This is a genomic window from Streptomyces sp. NPDC046859 (assembly GCF_040645135.1).
Taxonomy (GTDB): Bacteria; Actinomycetota; Actinomycetes; order Streptomycetales; family Streptomycetaceae; genus Streptomyces.
In genome coordinates this window covers 185030-200185 of record NZ_JBEYXR010000008.1, presented here as the reverse complement: position 1 = coordinate 200185, position 15156 = coordinate 185030, and the positions used below count along the sequence as shown (strand labels likewise).

Below are 15156 nucleotides of genomic sequence, written 5' to 3'. Positions count from 1 at the left end.
GCCGTCGCCCGGGGGTTATTCCGTGTACTCGTCCGCCACGCCCAGAGCGGCGTCCAGGGCGGCGAGTCCCTCCTTCAGCTCGGCCTCCGTGACGTTGCAGGGCGGCACGACGTGGGTGCGGTTCATGTTCACGAAGGGCCAGAGGCCGTGCTCCTTCGCGGCGGCGGCGAAGGCCGCCATCGGCGCGTTCGCCTCACCGGCCGCGTTGTACGGCACGAGCGGCTCGCGGGTCTCCTTGTCGCGGACCAGCTCGACGGCCCAGAACATGCCGACGCCGCGCACCTCGCCGACGCTCGGGTGCCGTTCGGCCAGCTCGGCGAGGGCCGGGCCGACGACCGTACGGCCGAGCCGCGCGGCGTTCTCGACGACGCCCTCCTCGGCCATCACCTGGAGCGTGGCGACGGCGGCCGCGCAGGCCAGCGGGTGGCCCGAGTAGGTGAGACCGCCGGGGTAGGGGCGCCGCGCGAAGGTCTGCGCGATCTCCTCGGAGATGGCGACACCGCCGAGGGGCACATACCCGGAGTTCACGCCCTTGGCGAAGGTCATCAGGTCGGGTACGACGCCGAACAGGTCCGCGGCGAACCACTCACCGGTGCGCCCGAACCCGGCCATGACCTCGTCCAGGACGAAGACGATCCCGTACTTGTCGCAGATCTCCCGGACCCCCGCGAGGTAGCCGGCCGGCGGGACCATGATCCCGGCCGTGCCGGGGATCGTCTCGAGGATGACCGCGGCGATGGTGCCGGGGCCCTCGAAGGCGATCGTGGTCTCCAGGTGCTCCAGCGCCCGCGCGCACTCCTGCTCCTCGGTCTCGGCGTAGAAGCGGGAGCGGTAGAGGTAGGGCGCCCAGAAGTGCACGACGCCCGCGGTGCCGCTGTCGGACGGCCAGCGGCGCGGGTCGCCGGTGAGGTTCACGGCCTGCTGGGTGCCGCCGTGGTACGAGCGGTACGCCGACAGCACCTTCGGGCGGCCCGTGTGCAGCCGGGCCATGCGCGTGGCGTGCTCCACGGCGTCCGCGCCGCCGTTGGTGAAGAAGATCTTGTTCAGGTCGCCGGGCGTGCGCTCGGCGATGAGCCGGGCGGCCTCCGAGCGCGCCTCGATCGCGAAGGCGGGCGCGAACGTCGTCATCCGCGCGGCCTGCTCCTGGATCGCGGCGACGACCCTCGGGTGCTGGTAGCCGACGTTGGTGTAGACGAGCCCGCTGGTGAAGTCCAGGTAGCGCCTGCCGTCGTAGTCCCAGAAGTACGACCCCTCCGCACCGGCGACGGCGAGCGGGTCGATGAGCTCCTGCGCGGACCAGGAGTGGAACACGTGCGCACGGTCCGCGGCCTTCACGGCGGCGCCGGCCTGGGGATGGGGCTGAGGGGTCATGCGCCTGAGCGTAGGCAGCGACGGGCCGGACGCGGTATCGGCGTCCTGTCTGCGGTCCGGGGGTTTTAGCGACAGGTTGTCGACGGGTGGGGGCGGGAGATGTTGACAGAGTGCTGTCGAAAAGACAGGATACTGTCATGTTCGACGGTCGGTCGCACCGTCTCGAGGAGGAGTCATGAGCAGCAGCGCCGGCACCACCCGCAAGCCCGTGTACCTCGCCGTCTACGACACCCTCGCCGACTGGGAGACCGGTCACGCCACCGCCCAGCTGGCCCGGGCCGGCCACCCGGTCCGTACCGTCGGCCCCACCCGCGCGCCCGTCACCAGCATCGGCGGCCTGCGCGTCCAGCCCGACCTGGCCCTGGCCGACGTCCGGCCGTCCGACGCCGCCCTGCTGATCCTCCCGGGCGCCGACCTGTGGGACGCCGGCGACGACCTCGCGCCCTTCGCCCGCACGGCCCGCGCCTTCCTGGACGCGGGCGTGCCGGTGGCCGCGATCTGCGGGGCGACGGCCGGACTGGCCCGCGAGGGCCTGCTCGACGACCGCGACCACACCAGCGCCGTCTCCTTCTACCTGGCGGCCACCGGATACGGCGGCGGCGACCGGTACGTCGACGCCGACGCCGTCACCGACGGCGCGCTCGTCACCGCCGGACCCACCGAACCCGTCGCCTTCGCACGGGAGATCCTGCGCCTGCTCCACGTCTACGACGACGAGACCGTCCACGCCTGGTACCGGCTCTTCCACGACTCCGACGCCGGAGCCCACGCCGTCCTGGCGAAGGCCGGCGTGCTGTGAGCCGGGCCCATCAGGATCTGCTCAGCCGGGGCGCGCTCGGCGTCTTCCGGCTCAACGGGCAGTTCCTCGCCGTCGCCGAGGAACTGGCCCGGCCCGCCGGGCTGACGGCGTCGTGGTGGCAGGTGCTCGGGGCGGTGCTCCGCGAGCCTCTGCCGGTCGCCGGGGTGGCCCGCGCCATGGGCATCACCCGGCAGAGCGTGCAGCGCGTCGCCGACCTGCTGGTCGACAAGGGTCTCGCCGAGTACCGGCCCAACCCGGCGCACCGGCGCGCCAAGCTCCTCGCGCCGACCGATGCCGGGCGCGCGGCGGTCTCCCGTATCGACCCCGGCCACGCGGCCTTCGCGGACCGGCTGGCCGAGGCCATGGGGGAGCAGGAGCTCGCCGAGGCCGTCCGCCTGCTGGAACGCCTGTCGGCCGCGCTGGAGCGGACCGGGCTTCCTGTTACCGAACCGTAGAGCCCGGCCCGCTCACCTCTCGGAACGCCGCACTATCGTGGGGCCGACGCATAGGCGGGGGCTGTTGGGGGCGTGCGATGGAGAAGCTGGGGCCGGGGGATCCGCCGCAGATCGGGGCGTATCGGCTGCTCGCGCGGCTCGGTGCGGGCGGCATGGGGGACGTGTACCTCGCCCGGTCCGACCGCGGGCGCACCGTCGCCGTGAAGCTGGTCCGGCGCGAGCTGGCCGCGCAGGACGAGTTCCGGGCCCGGTTCCGGCAGGAGGTGCGGGCCGCCCGGCAGGTCGGCGGGTTCTGGACCGCGCCCGTGCTCGACGCGGACACCGAGGCCGAGGTCCCCTGGGTCGCCACCGGGTACGTGGCCGGGCCGAGCCTGCAGCAGGTCGTCGGCCACGACCACGGGGCGCTGCCCGAGCGGTCGGTGCGGATCCTGACGGCGGGACTCGCACACGCCCTGAAGGACATCCACGCCGCCGGCATCGTGCACCGCGACCTCAAGCCCTCGAACGTCCTGGTCACCATCGACGGACCCCGCGTCATCGACTTCGGGATAGCCCGGGCCCTGGAGACGGTCGACGAGACCGGCCTCACGCGCACCGGCTCGCTCATCGGGTCGCCCGGCTTCATGGCGCCCGAGCAGGTGCGGGGCGACCGGATCACCCCGGCGTGCGACGTGTTCTGCCTGGGCTCGGTGCTCGCCTACGCCGCCACCGGCCGGCTGCCCTTCGGCTCCGTCGAGAGCGGGGCGCACGCCGTGATGTTCCGGATCGCCCAGGACGAGCCCGACCTGGAGGGGGTGCCCGAGGGCATCGCCGAACTGGTCCGCGACTGTCTGCGCAAGAAGCCGGAGGCCCGTCCCTCCCTGGACGCGATCCTGGAGCGGACGGGCGCCGAGGACACCGTCTCCGGGGGCCGCTCCCGCGACCCGTGGCTGCCGAGCGCCCTGGTCGCCCAGCTCGGCCGGCACGCGGTACGGCTGCTGGACGCGGAGGACCCGGTCCCGCCCGGCCCCGCCGCCCCCGCGTCCCCGGGACCGGGCGGCGAGCGGCCCGGCGAGGCCGCGGCGCCGGTGCCGCCCGCCCCCGGACCCGGCAAGGCGAAGGCCGCCCCGGCGGCGGCACCGGGCCCGGTCCCGGCCGCACCCGCGGCGCCCGGTCCCGCCGCGTCCGGACCTGCCGGTCCGGCGGCCGCGGGTCCTGCCGGTCCCACCGCACCCGCGGCCTCCGGTCCGGCCCCCGCGTCCCCGCCCGCCCCCGCCGCCCCGGCGCCCGCCGCCTCGCCGGAGCACGCCCCCGCCGCCCCGGGGACGCCGGTGCACCAGCTGCCCACCGTCACCGCGCGGCCGGGCGGCACCACCCCGCCGCCCGGCCCGCCCGGCCGCCCGGCGGGGCCCTTCGGTGACGCCTCCGCGCCCGGTGGCGCCCCGGCCCACCCCGGCTACGGCGTCCCGCAGCAGCATCCGCAGCAGCACGCGTACGGCTATCCGCCGGCCGGCCCGACCCCGCCGTACCAGCAGGCCCCCCACGGTCAGGCGCCCGCGCACGGCGCCACCCCGCCGTACGGCCCGGGCTCGCCGTACGGCCCCACCGCGTACGACCCGGCGTCGCCGTACCAGCCCGCACCGCCCGAGCGCGGGGGCCGCGGCGGCCGGTCCACCGTGGTGCTGGTGATCGTGGCCCTGGTCGTGGCGCTCGCCGCGGGCGGCTCGGTCTACGCGCTGATGAGCGGCGGTCACGAGGAGGAGGGCGGCGGCCGGCCGACCCCCGCGCCCACCACCGCCGGCGTCACGAAGGACCCGGCCGGCGACCCGACGACCGCCTCCCCGACGCCGTCCCCGAGCGGCTCGGCGGACGACGGCGCCGTCCCCGCCGAGATGCTGGGCACCTGGACGGCCTCGATCGCCTCCGCCGACGGCGCGAGCAGCCGCCGGCTGACCATCCGGCAGGGCGAGGTCGGCGACACCGTCCTCGGCCTCGTCGCCGACGGGCCCGCCGGGAGCGGCACCTACCACTGCGAGTTCACCGCGGAGCTGGCCGCCGCACCCAACGCGGACGGCACGCTGCCGATCGGCCCGTCCACAGTGACCGCCGGCGCGCCCCCCACCTGCTCCCCGGGCAAGGCCACGCAGATCCGGCTGCTGCCCGACGGCAGGCTGGAGCGGGTGACCGTGGGCAGCGGGGAGAAGCTGACCTACACCAGGCAGTGAGCCCTCAGCGGGGCTCGGGCGGCCGCTGACGGGGCATGTTCGGGCGCGCGCCGTTCGCCGGGGGGACCGGGAAGCGGCTCGCACCCGCCCCGGCGTCCTGCCGGGAGCCGCCGGACAGCGCCGACTGGATGCCCAGGGGCGCCGAGCCGGTGCGGAACTCCACCATCCAGTCCGCCGTCTCCGCCCGCACCAGTTCGTTCAGGTCCTCCGAGAACCGCCGCAGCACCCCCAGGCACCGCTCGGCGGCCTCGCCCGCCGTGCCCTCCGCCGGGCCCAGGACCTCGCGCACGTTCTCCGTCGCCCAGTCGAACTGGAGCGCCTGCAGCCGCCGTTGCACGGCTTGGGCCGTGGCCACGTCCCTTATCCAGCCGGACGTCACCCCGAAGAAGCGGTCGGCCGCGACACAGGCCACGGACAGCAGCAGCGCCAGGTACCCCCAGCGCGCCGCCCCGCCCGCGACGCCCGTCAGATCGAGCAGCGGCAGCGCCGCCCCGGCGACCGCACCCGCCGCCGCTCCGCCGCGCAGCGCCCTGGCCCCCCGCCGCGTCCACACCCGGTCCGCGAGATACCACGCGGCGGTCTCCAGCGCCCGGTGCTCCACCCACCGGTACAGCTCGTGCAACCGCACCGCGGGCTCCCCCCAGTCCCCGAGCGGGAAGGCCCGCCCGGTCAGATCGCCCGGCCGAAGTCCGGCCGCCCCCTCGCCGCCCCACCCGTCCTGCGGCGACCTCTCGGGCTGCATCTCCGGCTGACCCACCCGGCACTCCCTACTGATCACGGTGCGTGGGACGTGCGCGCCGGGTACGACCCCCGTGGCGCACGGAACGTCACGCGACACCTGAGGCTGACGCGCCGGACCCTTCCTACCGCCCAATGGGTGGCGAAGAGATGTCTTTCGCGTCTTTTCCGCCCGGAAGTGGGTCTTGATCAGGTATAGGAATCCAGTTCCCCCGAGTTCCTCTCACTCGAAAGAGTGCCGGGGCGACGGCCGCCCGGAGCACGTAGGCTCGTGCTGAACGGGAAAGCCGTACAGACGCGAGGAGCTCGACGTGATCCCCGGTGGTGGCCAGCCCAACATGCAGCAGTTGCTCCAGCAGGCGCAGAAGATGCAGCAGGATCTTCAGCGGGCCCAGGAGGAACTGGCGCGGACCGAGGTCGAGGGCCAGGCGGGCGGTGGCCTGGTGCGGGCCACGGTGACCGGCTCCGGTGAACTCAGGGCGCTGAAGATCGATCCGAAGGCGGTCGACCCGGAGGACACCGAGACCCTGGCCGACCTGGTCGTCGCCGCCGTCCAGGCCGCCAACGAGAACGCGCAGACCCTCCAGCAGCAGAAGCTGGGCCCGCTGGCCCAGGGGCTGGGCGGCGGAGGCATCCCGGGTCTGCCCTTCTGATCCAGGGCGCGTCACCCGCCGCCTTCCTCAGGCGGGGCCGCGCCAACTACCGTACGTACCGTAGGAACTCAGGAAGGACGGCAGTCCGTTGTACGAAGGCGTGGTCCAGGACCTCATCGACGAGCTGGGGCGGTTGCCCGGCGTCGGTCCCAAGAGCGCGCAGCGGATCGCCTTCCACATCCTCCAGGCGGAACCGACGGACGTGCGGCGCCTCGCGCAGGCCCTCATGGAGGTCAAGGCGAAGGTCCGCTTCTGCGCGACCTGCGGGAACATCGCGCAGGAGGAGCTGTGCAACATCTGCCGCGACACCCGCCGCGACCCCTCCGTCATCTGTGTGGTCGAGGAGCCGAAGGACGTCGTGGCGATCGAGCGGACCCGCGAGTTCCGCGGCCGGTACCACGTGCTGGGCGGCGCGATCAGCCCCATCGAGGGCGTCGGCCCGGACGACCTGCGGATACGGGAACTCCTCGCGCGCCTGGCCGACGGGACGGTCACCGAGCTGATCCTGGCCACGGACCCGAATCTCGAGGGCGAGGCCACGGCCACCTATCTCGCGCGCATGATCAAGCCCATGGGCCTGAAGGTCACCCGCCTGGCCAGCGGCCTCCCGGTGGGTGGGGACCTGGAATACGCGGACGAGGTCACCCTCGGCCGCGCCTTCGAGGGGAGACGACTCCTAGATGTCTGACGCCACGCTGCACGCGACCGAGCCGAACCCGGACGACTTCGCGGTCCAGATCGCGGACCAGATCGAGAGCTTCCTGGTCGCGGTGACGGAGGTCGCGAAGGGCGACGAGCCGGGCTCGACGGTGCCCTTCCTGCTGCTGGAGGTCTCCCAGCTGCTGCTGGCGGGCGGGCGTCTCGGCGCCCACGAGGACATCGTCCCCGACGAGCGCTACGAGCCCGACCTGGGCCCCGAGCAGGACGTGGACGAACTCCGCGAGAACCTGGCCCGCCTGCTGGAGCCCGTGGACATCTACTCCGAGGTCTTCGACCCCTACGAGCCCCGCAAGGCCCCGGTCCCGGCCCGGATCTCCGACGATCTCGCCGACGTCATCGCCGACCTGCGCCACGGCATGGCCCACTACCGCGCCGGCCGCACCGCCGAAGCCCTGTGGTGGTGGCAGTTCTCCTACTTCTCCAACTGGGGCTCCACGGCGTCGGCGACCCTGCGCGCGCTGCACTCCGTCCTCGCCCACATCCGGCTGGACCAGCCGCTGGAGGAGCTGGACGGCCTGGACACCGACCAGGGTGTGATGGGCGACGAGACCCTGGAGTTCGAGGCCGGCCGGGTCATGCAGCGGGAGATCGGCGGCCGGCTCGGCCTGCACTCGGCGCCCTAGGGGTGTCCGGCGGGCGCTCCGGTCCCGGTGTTCGACCCGCAGTGACCTCCCCCACTTTCGGAGTGCCCCGTGGCCGACCGGGCAGGGACCATGCCGGAGCGCCGAATCTCACCATCTGGGAACCTGATGGTCGTTTTCGGGCGCTCGGTAAACTGAGCCGACACACACGGACTGAGCGAGGAGCGCACGTGGGCCTTGTCGTGCAGAAGTACGGAGGCTCCTCCGTAGCCGATGCCGAGGGCATCAAGCGCGTCGCCAAGCGGATCGTGGAAGCCAAGAAGAACGGCCACCAGGTGGTCGCCGTGGTTTCCGCGATGGGCGACACGACGGACGAGCTGATCGATCTCGCCGAGCAGGTATCCCCGATGCCTGCCGGGCGCGAGCTCGACATGCTGCTGACCGCCGGAGAGCGGATCTCCATGGCCCTGCTGGCCATGGCGATCAAAAACCTGGGCCACTCCGCCCAGTCGTTCACGGGCAGCCAGGCAGGTGTCATCACCGACTCGGTCCACAACAAGGCCCGGATCATCGACGTCACCCCCGGCCGTATCCGGACGTCGGTGGACGAGGGCAACATCGCGATCGTCGCCGGCTTCCAGGGCGTGAGCCAGGACAGCAAGGACATCACCACGCTGGGCCGCGGCGGCTCCGACACCACGGCCGTCGCGCTGGCCGCCGCGCTCGACGCCGAGGTGTGCGAGATCTACACCGACGTCGACGGCGTGTTCACCGCCGACCCGCGCGTGGTCAAGAAGGCGAAGAAGATCGACTGGATCTCCTTCGAGGACATGCTGGAGCTGGCGGCGTCCGGCTCGAAGGTGCTGCTCCACCGCTGTGTGGAGTACGCCCGCCGATACAACATCCCGATCCACGTCCGGTCCAGCTTCAGCGGGCTCCAGGGCACGTGGGTCAGCAGCGAGCCGATTCAGCGAGGGGACAAGCAGGTGGAGCAGGCCATCATCTCGGGAGTCGCGCACGACACGTCCGAGGCCAAGGTCACGGTCGTCGGCGTGCCGGACAAGCCGGGCGAGGCCGCCGCGATCTTCCGTGCGATCTCCGACGCCGAGATCAACATCGACATGATCGTGCAGAACGTCTCCGCCGCCTCCACGGGCCTGACGGACATCTCCTTCACGCTGCCGAAGTCCGAGGGCCGCAAGGCCATCGACGCGCTGGAGAAGAGCCGGTCGCGCATCGGCTTCGACTCCCTGCGCTACGACGACCAGATCGGCAAGATCTCCCTGGTCGGCGCCGGTATGAAGACCAACCCGGGCGTCACGGCCGACTTTTTCAAGGCGCTGTCCGACGCGGGCGTGAACATCGAGCTGATCTCCACCTCCGAGATCCGCATCTCGGTCGTCACCCGCGCCGACGACGTCAACGAGGCCGTGCGGGCCGTGCACTCCGCCTTCGGCCTGGACTCCGACAGCGACGAGGCGGTCGTGTACGGAGGCACCGGGCGCTGATGGCCCCCTCGGGATCCCGTCGCCCGACGCTCGCGGTCGTGGGGGCGACCGGGGCCGTCGGCTCGGTCATGCTCCAGATCCTGTCCCAGCGCGCGGACATCTGGGGAGAGATCCGTCTGATCGCCTCCCCGCGCTCGGCCGGCCGCAAGCTGGCCGTGCGCGGGGAGGAGGTCGAGGTGGTGGCGCTCACCGAGGAGGCCCTCGCCGGGGTCGACGTCGCCATGTTCGACGTACCCGACGACGTGGCCGCCCGCTGGGCGCCGGTCGCCGCCGCCGCGGGCGCGGTGGTGGTGGACAACTCGGGCGCCTTCCGGATGGACCCGGAGGTGCCCCTGGTGGTGCCGGAGGTCAATCCGCACGCGGTGCGGATGCGGCCGCGCGGGATCGTCTCCAACCCCAACTGCACGACCCTCTCCATGATCGTGGCCCTCGGCGCGCTGCACGCCGAGTTCGGGCTGCGTTCCCTCGTCGCGTCCTCCTACCAGGCGGTGAGCGGGGCCGGCCGGGCCGGCGTCGACACCCTGCGCCGGCAGCTTTCCCTGGTCGCCGGCACCGAGCTGGGGACCACCCCCGGTGACGTACGACGGGCCGTCGGCGACGACACCGGGCCGTTCCCGGAGCCGGTGGCGCTGAACGTCGTGCCGTGGGCCGGTTCGCCGCGTGAGGACGGCTGGTCGTCGGAGGAGATGAAGGTGCGGGACGAGTCCCGCAAGATCCTCGGCCTGCCCCAGCTGCCGGTCGCGGTGACGTGCGTCCGCGTCCCCGTGCTCACCGGGCACTCGCTGACCGTGCACGCCTGCTTCGAGGGCGAGGTCACGGTCGCCAAGGCCCGCGAGATCCTGGCCACCGCGCCCGGGGTCGTGCTGTACGACGACCCTGAGGCGGGCGAGTTCCCCACCCCCGCCGACATCGTGGGCACCGACCCGACCTGGGTGGGCCGGGTCCGCCGCGCCCTCGACGACCCGACGGCGCTGGAGTTCTTCGTGTGCGGCGACAACCTCCGCAAGGGGGCCGCGCTCAACACCGCGCAGATCGCCGAACTCGTGGCGGCGGAACTCTCCTGAGGCCCCGGTGGCCGGAAAAACCTTCCGAGATCCGGCCCCTACGTTTGTAGGATCTGCGGGAAGAGTGTGAGCCGATCGATGGTCCTGGCCCCTTGATCAGGACTGTTGCGGCGGCAGAAGATTTTCCTCCCCGCGCCTGCAACCGCTTGCAGGGCGGGGAGCGTCTTTGCGGTCGCCCTTCAAGGGCGCGGAGACGCGTCTTTCCGGCGTGGGGACGCCACTGAGCAGGCGTGGGGACGCCCGTTCACAGATGAGGCACAAGGGAAGAGCGGGTAGGCATGTGGGCGTTTGACGCACGGTCGGTCGTGCTGCCTGGCACGCGAGGGCCGGTGGCGGGGACTGACGCAAAAGTGACGTCCGGCACGTACAACCCTCCTGGGGGGACGCGTGTCCAACTGACGTGGCAGAGGTTCTCGACTTCAGCGCGGCGACCCGCGGTACGGCCCTACGGCCGCCCCGCCGTCCCGTCCGACCCCGCATGCCCGGTGCGCCCGGCGGCATGCCGGTGATCGCGCCCATGCCCGCAGCGCGGCCGACCCGCATCCCCAGTCAGCGTGACGGTTCCGAGGCGGAGAGCGCCGCGGCGGCCGGGACGACCGTCGACCACCTCACGGAGACCTACCGGGCGCACTACCGCTCGCTGCTGGGCCTCGCGGCGCTCCTCCTCGACGACACGGCCTCCTGCGAGGACGTCGTCCAGGAGGCGTTCATCCGGGTCCACTCCGCGCGCAAACGCGTCCGTGACCCGGAGAAGACGCTCGCGTACCTGCGCCAGACCGTCGTCAACCTGTCCCGCTCCGCCCTGCGCCGCCGCATACTCGGCCTGAAGCTGCTGTCGAAGCCGATGCCCGACATGGCGAGCGCGGAGGAGGGGGCGTACGACCAGCTCGAACGCGACTCCCTCATCAAGGCGATGAAGGGCCTGCAGCGCCGCCAGCGCGAGGTGCTGGTCCTGCGGTACTTCGCGGACATGACGGAGGCGCAGGTCGCCGAGACGCTGGGCATCTCGCTGGGCTCGGTGAAGGCGTACGGCTCGCGCGGCATCGCGGCGCTGCGGGTCGCGATGGAGGCGCCGGCATGAGCGGGGACCATAGCGGGCCGTCCGGGCGGCCGGACGAGCATCAGCCGAAGCAATCGCACGCTGGGAACGGAACTGTGAACCACGGCCCCGACGACCAGGGCCCCGACGGGCTCGACTCGGACGAGCTGGCACTGCGCCGCATATTGCACGACGCGGTCCAGGAGATCGAACCGCGCGACGGCACGCTCGCGCATCTGCGCAGAGCGGTGCCGGCCAGGCGGGCACGCAAACGGCAGGCGCTGGTCGGCGCGGCGGCCGCGGTGCTCTTCGTGGGCACGGCCGTCCCGGCCCTGGTGCACGTGTCGAACTCCGGCGGTGCCAACGTCAACTCCTCCAACGCCGGGCACGGCGAGCAGGCGCAGGGGGGCGTCGGCCACGGCAAGGAGACGCAGGGCGGCGAGAGCACGTCCGGCGGGTCCTCCGGCGGTGGGCAGGGGCAGGGCAAGGGCGGTGACAAGGGCAAGGACGGCGGCGCCGGTACCGGTCCGGACGTCGGCACCGGCGGCTCCGGCGACCCGCTGGCCACCAGCACGGCCGGGGTCCCGGCGTGCACCGCGGCCCAGCTCGGCGTCGCCGGCCAGGAGGCGGGCGTCCCCGACTCGTCCGGTGCGGTGTACGGCACCTTCCGCTTCAGCAACATCTCCACCGCCGACTGCACGGTGGCCGGCCCGGGTTCGGTGTCGCTGTCCACGGCGGGCGCGGCCGACCCCACGAAGGTGGGCCAGCTCCGGCATGCCGCGGGTGACCCGGCGACCGGTCTGCCCGACCCGTCCCAGGAGCTTCCCGCCCTCGTCCTCAAGCCCGGTGGCTCGTACGAGGTGAAGTTCGCCTGGGTGCCGTCGGCGACCTGCCCCTCGACGGGAGAGAGCGACGGCGGCGGTTCCGGTGGTCCGGACCCGACCCCCGACCCCACCCCGTCCGAAGGCGCCGGGGGCACCACGACCGGCACCTCGACGGGCGGCGACACCGGTACGGCGGCCCAGCTGATGCGGCAGGACCCGACGGCCGACGGAAGCGTCACGGTGTCCAACACGACCGGGGCGGCGGCGCCCACGGCCGCGGTGACCGTGTCCAACGCGTGCGCGGGGACCGTGTACTGGACGGGCGTACTGCCGGTCGCGTAGTGCCGGCCGGGGGCGTACCGGGGTCAGGCGTTCGCCTTCTCCGGTGCGGTCCCTCCGCCCGGCTCGCCGGGCGCGGGGTCCGTGCCGCCGGCGGCGGGCGCGGCGTCCGGGAGGAGGCCCAGCTCCGCGTCCCGTACGGCCTCCGCCTCGCGGCGCAGCAGCCGGAACCACATGAAGACCACGAAGCCCGCGAAGACGAACCACTCGCCGGTGTAACCGAGGTTCTGGAACGCCTTGAGGTCCAGGCCCGAGTCGTTGACGGAGGCGACCGGCACCGCCTTCATCCCGGAGTCGGCCTCCGTGAGGGTGATCCAGGCGTCGTAGACGTCGTACGGCACCAGGTTGACCAGGGACGCGGCGCTGATCGCCGCCGTCTGGCCGGCGGGCAGGCCGCCCCGGGCGGGGACGCCGTTCTCGCCGGGGACCTCGGACGCCTGGAGCGCCCCGGTGACGGTGACCTCGCCGGACGGGGCGGCGGGGGCCGCGGCCGGGTCGGCGTCGCCGGGCAGCCAGCCGCGGACCACCGGGAGGGCCTTGCCGTCCTCGGTGCGCAGCAGGGTGACCACGTAGCTGCCGCGCTTGCCGTCGAGCTCACGGTCGGGGACGAGCAGCTGCTCGGCGTACCGGCCGCGCGCGATGGCCTCGCGGCCCACCGTGGCCTTGTCCACAGGCAGCAGCTCGGCGAGCGGCCGGGCGGGTTCGCTCCGGTTCTCCGCGGCCTGGTCGCCGGCGCTGCGGTGGTCCTGCACCCGGTCCTCGAACCGGCCGAGCTGCCAGGACCCCATGAACACGCAGAACGGGATGGCGAGCAGCACGAAGACGTTGATCCCCCACCAGCGGGGCGTCAGCAGAAACCGGTACACGCCCCCAACGGTACGGTGCGGCGGGGCGGCGGCGGGGCGCGGGGGGTGCGGTCGTGGCCGGGCGTGGGCGGAGTTTTCCACAGGCTGGGGATCCCGGCCGCACGATGCCGTCCGGACCAGGCACTATGGGGTCATGACTGAGAGCCACGGGTCCGCTTCGCGGGATCACCGGAAGCAGGACGAGGACATGCCGGACTGGGAGCGGCGCTTCAGGGCGCCCCGGGTGTCGCTCCCCGACTGGGCGGAGGACGCCCCGGACCGCGCGCTGTTCGTGTCGAACGCCACGGGCACGTACGAGCTGTACGCGTGGGACCGGGCGACCGGCGAGCAGCGCCAGGTGACCGACCGGCCGAACGGCACGACGGACGGCGTGCTCTCCCCGGACGGCGCGTGGATCTGGTGGTTCGACGACAAGGACGGCGACGAGTTCGGCGTCTGGCGCCGCCAGCCCTTCGACGGCGGCGAGGACGAGCTCGCGGCACCGGGTCTGGACGCCTCCTACCCGGCGGGCCTCGCCCTCGGCCGGGACGGCCGCACCGCGGTCGTCGGCCGCTCCACCGACGAGGAGGGCACCACGATCCACCTCGTGCGCACGGGCGAGCCGCCGGTGGAGATCTACCGGCACCGCGAGTCCGCGGGCGTCGGCGACTTCTCGCACGACGGCACCCTGATCGCCGTCGAGCACACCGAGCACGGCGACGCGATGCACGCGGCGCTGCGCGTGCTGCGCCCGGACGGCTCGACGGTCGCCGAGCTGGACGACACCAAGGGCGGCACCGAGGAGCTGGGCCTGGAGGTGCTGGGCTTCGCCCCGGTGGTCGGCGACGCGCGTCTGCTCGTCGGGCACCAGCGGCGCGGCCGCTGGGAGCCGCTGGTGTGGGACGTGGCGACCGGCGAGGAGACGGATCTGGCGCTGGAGCTGCCCGGCGACGTCAGCGCGGAGTGGTACCCGGACGGGACCGGTCTGCTGATCGTGCACAGCTTCGAGGCCCGCAGCGAGCTGTTCCGCTACGACCTGGGCCGGCGGGCGCTGGAGCGCGTCGACACCCCGGCGGGCTCGGTGTCGGGGGCGACGGCCCGGCCCGACGGCAGCGTCGAGTACCTGTGGTCGTCGGCGGCCGAGCCGTCGGCGGTGCGCTCCACGACCGGCCGGGTGGTGCTGGACCCGCCCGGCATGAGGTCCCCGGGCTCGGTGCCGGTGCAGGACGTCTGGGTGGACGGCCCCGGCGGCCGGATCCACGCGCTGGTGCAGCGGCCGGCCGGCGCCGAGGGCCCGCTCCCCACGGTCTTCGACATCCACGGCGGCCCGACCTGGCACGACAGCGACTCGTTCGCGGCCGGCCCGGCGGCCTGGGTGGACCACGGGTACGCGGTCGTGCGGGTCAACTACCGCGGCTCCACGGGCTACGGACGGGCCTGGACGGACGCCCTCAAACACCGGGTCGGGCTGATCGAGCTGGAGGACATCGCGGCGGTCCGCGAGTGGGCGGTCGCCTCGGGTCTCGCCGACCCGGAGCGGCTCGTCCTGACCGGCGGTTCCTGGGGTGGCTATCTGACGCTCCTCGGCCTCGGCACCCAGCCGGACGCGTGGACGCTGGGCATCGCGGCGGTCCCGGTCGCCGACTACGTGACGGCGTACCACGACGAGATGGAGGCCCTGAAGGCGATGGACCGCACCCTTCTGGGCGGTACGCCCGAGGAGGTGCCCGAGCGCTTCGAGGCGTCGTCCCCGCTGACCTACGTGGACCGGGTGAAGGCCCCGGTCTACATCTCCGCGGGGGTCAACGACCCGCGCTGCCCGATCCGCCAGGTCGACAACTACGTCAAGCGGCTGGAGGCGCGCGGCGCCGTGCACGAGGTGTACCGCTACGACGCGGGGCACGGCTCGCTGGTGGTGGACGAGCGGATCAAGCAGGTGCGGCTGGAGCTGGACTTCGCCGAGCGGCACCTGCCCCCGCGCGGGAAGTAGCCGGGTTCCGGGGCCGCCCGCCCCGG

Annotated in this window: 14 protein-coding genes; 11 read left to right on the top strand and 3 right to left on the bottom strand. The window is 73.5% G+C overall.

Annotated features, from left to right (window positions below; translation table 11 throughout):
- Positions 1 to 15 precede the first annotated feature (15 nt).
- Positions 16 to 1371: an aspartate aminotransferase family protein gene (locus ABZ899_RS14950; RefSeq protein ID WP_361345557.1), complete on the bottom strand. Its 1356-nt coding sequence runs from the start codon at positions 1369 to 1371 to the stop codon at positions 16 to 18.
- A 175-nt stretch (positions 1372 to 1546) separates the two neighbouring features.
- Here ABZ899_RS14950 and ABZ899_RS14945 point away from each other — a divergent pair, with 175 nt between their 5' ends.
- From ABZ899_RS14945 to ABZ899_RS14935, 3 genes are all read left to right on the top strand, one after another.
- On the top strand, positions 1547 to 2170 hold the full coding sequence (locus ABZ899_RS14945; protein WP_361345555.1) for a type 1 glutamine amidotransferase family protein: 624 nt from the start codon (positions 1547 to 1549) through the stop codon (positions 2168 to 2170).
- Positions 2167 to 2625, top strand: a complete 459-nt coding sequence (locus ABZ899_RS14940; protein WP_361345553.1) for a MarR family transcriptional regulator — start codon at positions 2167 to 2169, stop codon at positions 2623 to 2625. Before ABZ899_RS14945 ends, ABZ899_RS14940 begins: the two co-directional genes overlap by 4 nt.
- A 77-nt stretch (positions 2626 to 2702) precedes the next feature.
- The gene (locus ABZ899_RS14935; protein ID WP_361345551.1) at positions 2703 to 4829 is read left to right on the top strand and encodes a protein kinase; all 2127 of its coding nucleotides are present in this window, start codon (positions 2703 to 2705) and stop codon (positions 4827 to 4829) included.
- Between the two features lie 4 nt (positions 4830 to 4833).
- Here the strand turns inward: ABZ899_RS14935 and ABZ899_RS14930 are convergent, their stop codons facing one another.
- Entirely contained in the window at positions 4834 to 5586 is a 753-nt protein-coding gene (locus tag ABZ899_RS14930) for an SLATT domain-containing protein (RefSeq protein ID WP_361345549.1), read from the bottom strand.
- A gap of 292 nt (positions 5587 to 5878) precedes the next feature.
- On the opposite strand from ABZ899_RS14930, the gene ABZ899_RS14925 reads away from it, so the two are divergent.
- From ABZ899_RS14925 to ABZ899_RS14895, 7 genes are all read left to right on the top strand, one after another.
- On the top strand, positions 5879 to 6220 hold the full coding sequence (locus tag ABZ899_RS14925; RefSeq protein WP_361345547.1) for a YbaB/EbfC family nucleoid-associated protein: 342 nt from the start codon (positions 5879 to 5881) through the stop codon (positions 6218 to 6220).
- An 88-nt stretch (positions 6221 to 6308) separates the two neighbouring features.
- The gene (recR, locus tag ABZ899_RS14920) at positions 6309 to 6908 is read left to right on the top strand and encodes a recombination mediator RecR (RefSeq protein ID WP_009309432.1); all 600 of its coding nucleotides are present in this window, start codon (positions 6309 to 6311) and stop codon (positions 6906 to 6908) included.
- Positions 6901 to 7563: a DUF5063 domain-containing protein gene (locus ABZ899_RS14915; RefSeq protein ID WP_361345545.1), complete on the top strand. Its 663-nt coding sequence runs from the start codon at positions 6901 to 6903 to the stop codon at positions 7561 to 7563. Before recR ends, ABZ899_RS14915 begins: the two co-directional genes overlap by 8 nt.
- 188 nt (positions 7564 to 7751) lie before the next feature.
- Positions 7752 to 9029 carry an aspartate kinase gene (locus ABZ899_RS14910; RefSeq protein ID WP_062673681.1) on the top strand — a complete coding sequence of 426 codons (1278 nt, stop codon included), beginning with the start codon at positions 7752 to 7754 and terminating at the stop codon, positions 9027 to 9029.
- The gene (locus tag ABZ899_RS14905; protein WP_361345543.1) at positions 9029 to 10093 is read left to right on the top strand and encodes an aspartate-semialdehyde dehydrogenase; all 1065 of its coding nucleotides are present in this window, start codon (positions 9029 to 9031) and stop codon (positions 10091 to 10093) included. The genes ABZ899_RS14910 and ABZ899_RS14905 overlap by 1 nt, the downstream gene beginning before the upstream one ends.
- Positions 10094 to 10571: 478 nt before the next feature.
- The gene (locus tag ABZ899_RS14900) at positions 10572 to 11174 is read left to right on the top strand and encodes a SigE family RNA polymerase sigma factor (protein ID WP_086866933.1); all 603 of its coding nucleotides are present in this window, start codon (positions 10572 to 10574) and stop codon (positions 11172 to 11174) included.
- A gap of 74 nt (positions 11175 to 11248) precedes the next feature.
- A complete protein-coding gene (locus tag ABZ899_RS14895) occupies positions 11249 to 12298 on the top strand; it encodes a hypothetical protein (RefSeq protein ID WP_361345541.1) in 1050 nt (349 codons plus the stop codon).
- A gap of 23 nt (positions 12299 to 12321) precedes the next feature.
- Here the strand turns inward: ABZ899_RS14895 and ABZ899_RS14890 are convergent, their stop codons facing one another.
- Positions 12322 to 13161 carry an SURF1 family protein gene (locus tag ABZ899_RS14890; RefSeq protein ID WP_361345539.1) on the bottom strand — a complete coding sequence of 280 codons (840 nt, stop codon included), beginning with the start codon at positions 13159 to 13161 and terminating at the stop codon, positions 12322 to 12324.
- A gap of 133 nt (positions 13162 to 13294) precedes the next feature.
- Between ABZ899_RS14890 and ABZ899_RS14885 the strand changes: the two genes are divergently transcribed.
- Positions 13295 to 15130, top strand: a complete 1836-nt coding sequence (locus ABZ899_RS14885; RefSeq protein ID WP_361345537.1) for a prolyl oligopeptidase family serine peptidase — start codon at positions 13295 to 13297, stop codon at positions 15128 to 15130.
- The last annotated feature ends 26 nt before the right edge of the window (positions 15131 to 15156 follow it).

Bases quoted from the DNA above. Each gene is read 5' to 3' on its own strand.
- ABZ899_RS14900 (WP_086866933.1), top strand. From the start codon at position 10,572: ATGCCCGGTGCGCCCGGCGGCATGCCGGTGATCGCGCCCATGCCCGCA.
- ABZ899_RS14945 (WP_361345555.1), top strand. From the start codon at position 1,547: ATGAGCAGCAGCGCCGGCACCACCCGCAAGCCCGTGTACCTCGCCGTC.
- ABZ899_RS14885 (WP_361345537.1), top strand. From the start codon at position 13,295: ATGACTGAGAGCCACGGGTCCGCTTCGCGGGATCACCGGAAGCAGGAC.
- ABZ899_RS14935 (WP_361345551.1), top strand. From the start codon at position 2,703: ATGGAGAAGCTGGGGCCGGGGGATCCGCCGCAGATCGGGGCGTATCGG.
- ABZ899_RS14915 (WP_361345545.1), top strand. From the start codon at position 6,901: ATGTCTGACGCCACGCTGCACGCGACCGAGCCGAACCCGGACGACTTC.
- ABZ899_RS14905 (WP_361345543.1), top strand. From the start codon at position 9,029: ATGGCCCCCTCGGGATCCCGTCGCCCGACGCTCGCGGTCGTGGGGGCG.
- ABZ899_RS14950 (WP_361345557.1), bottom strand. From the start codon at position 1,371: ATGACCCCTCAGCCCCATCCCCAGGCCGGCGCCGCCGTGAAGGCCGCG.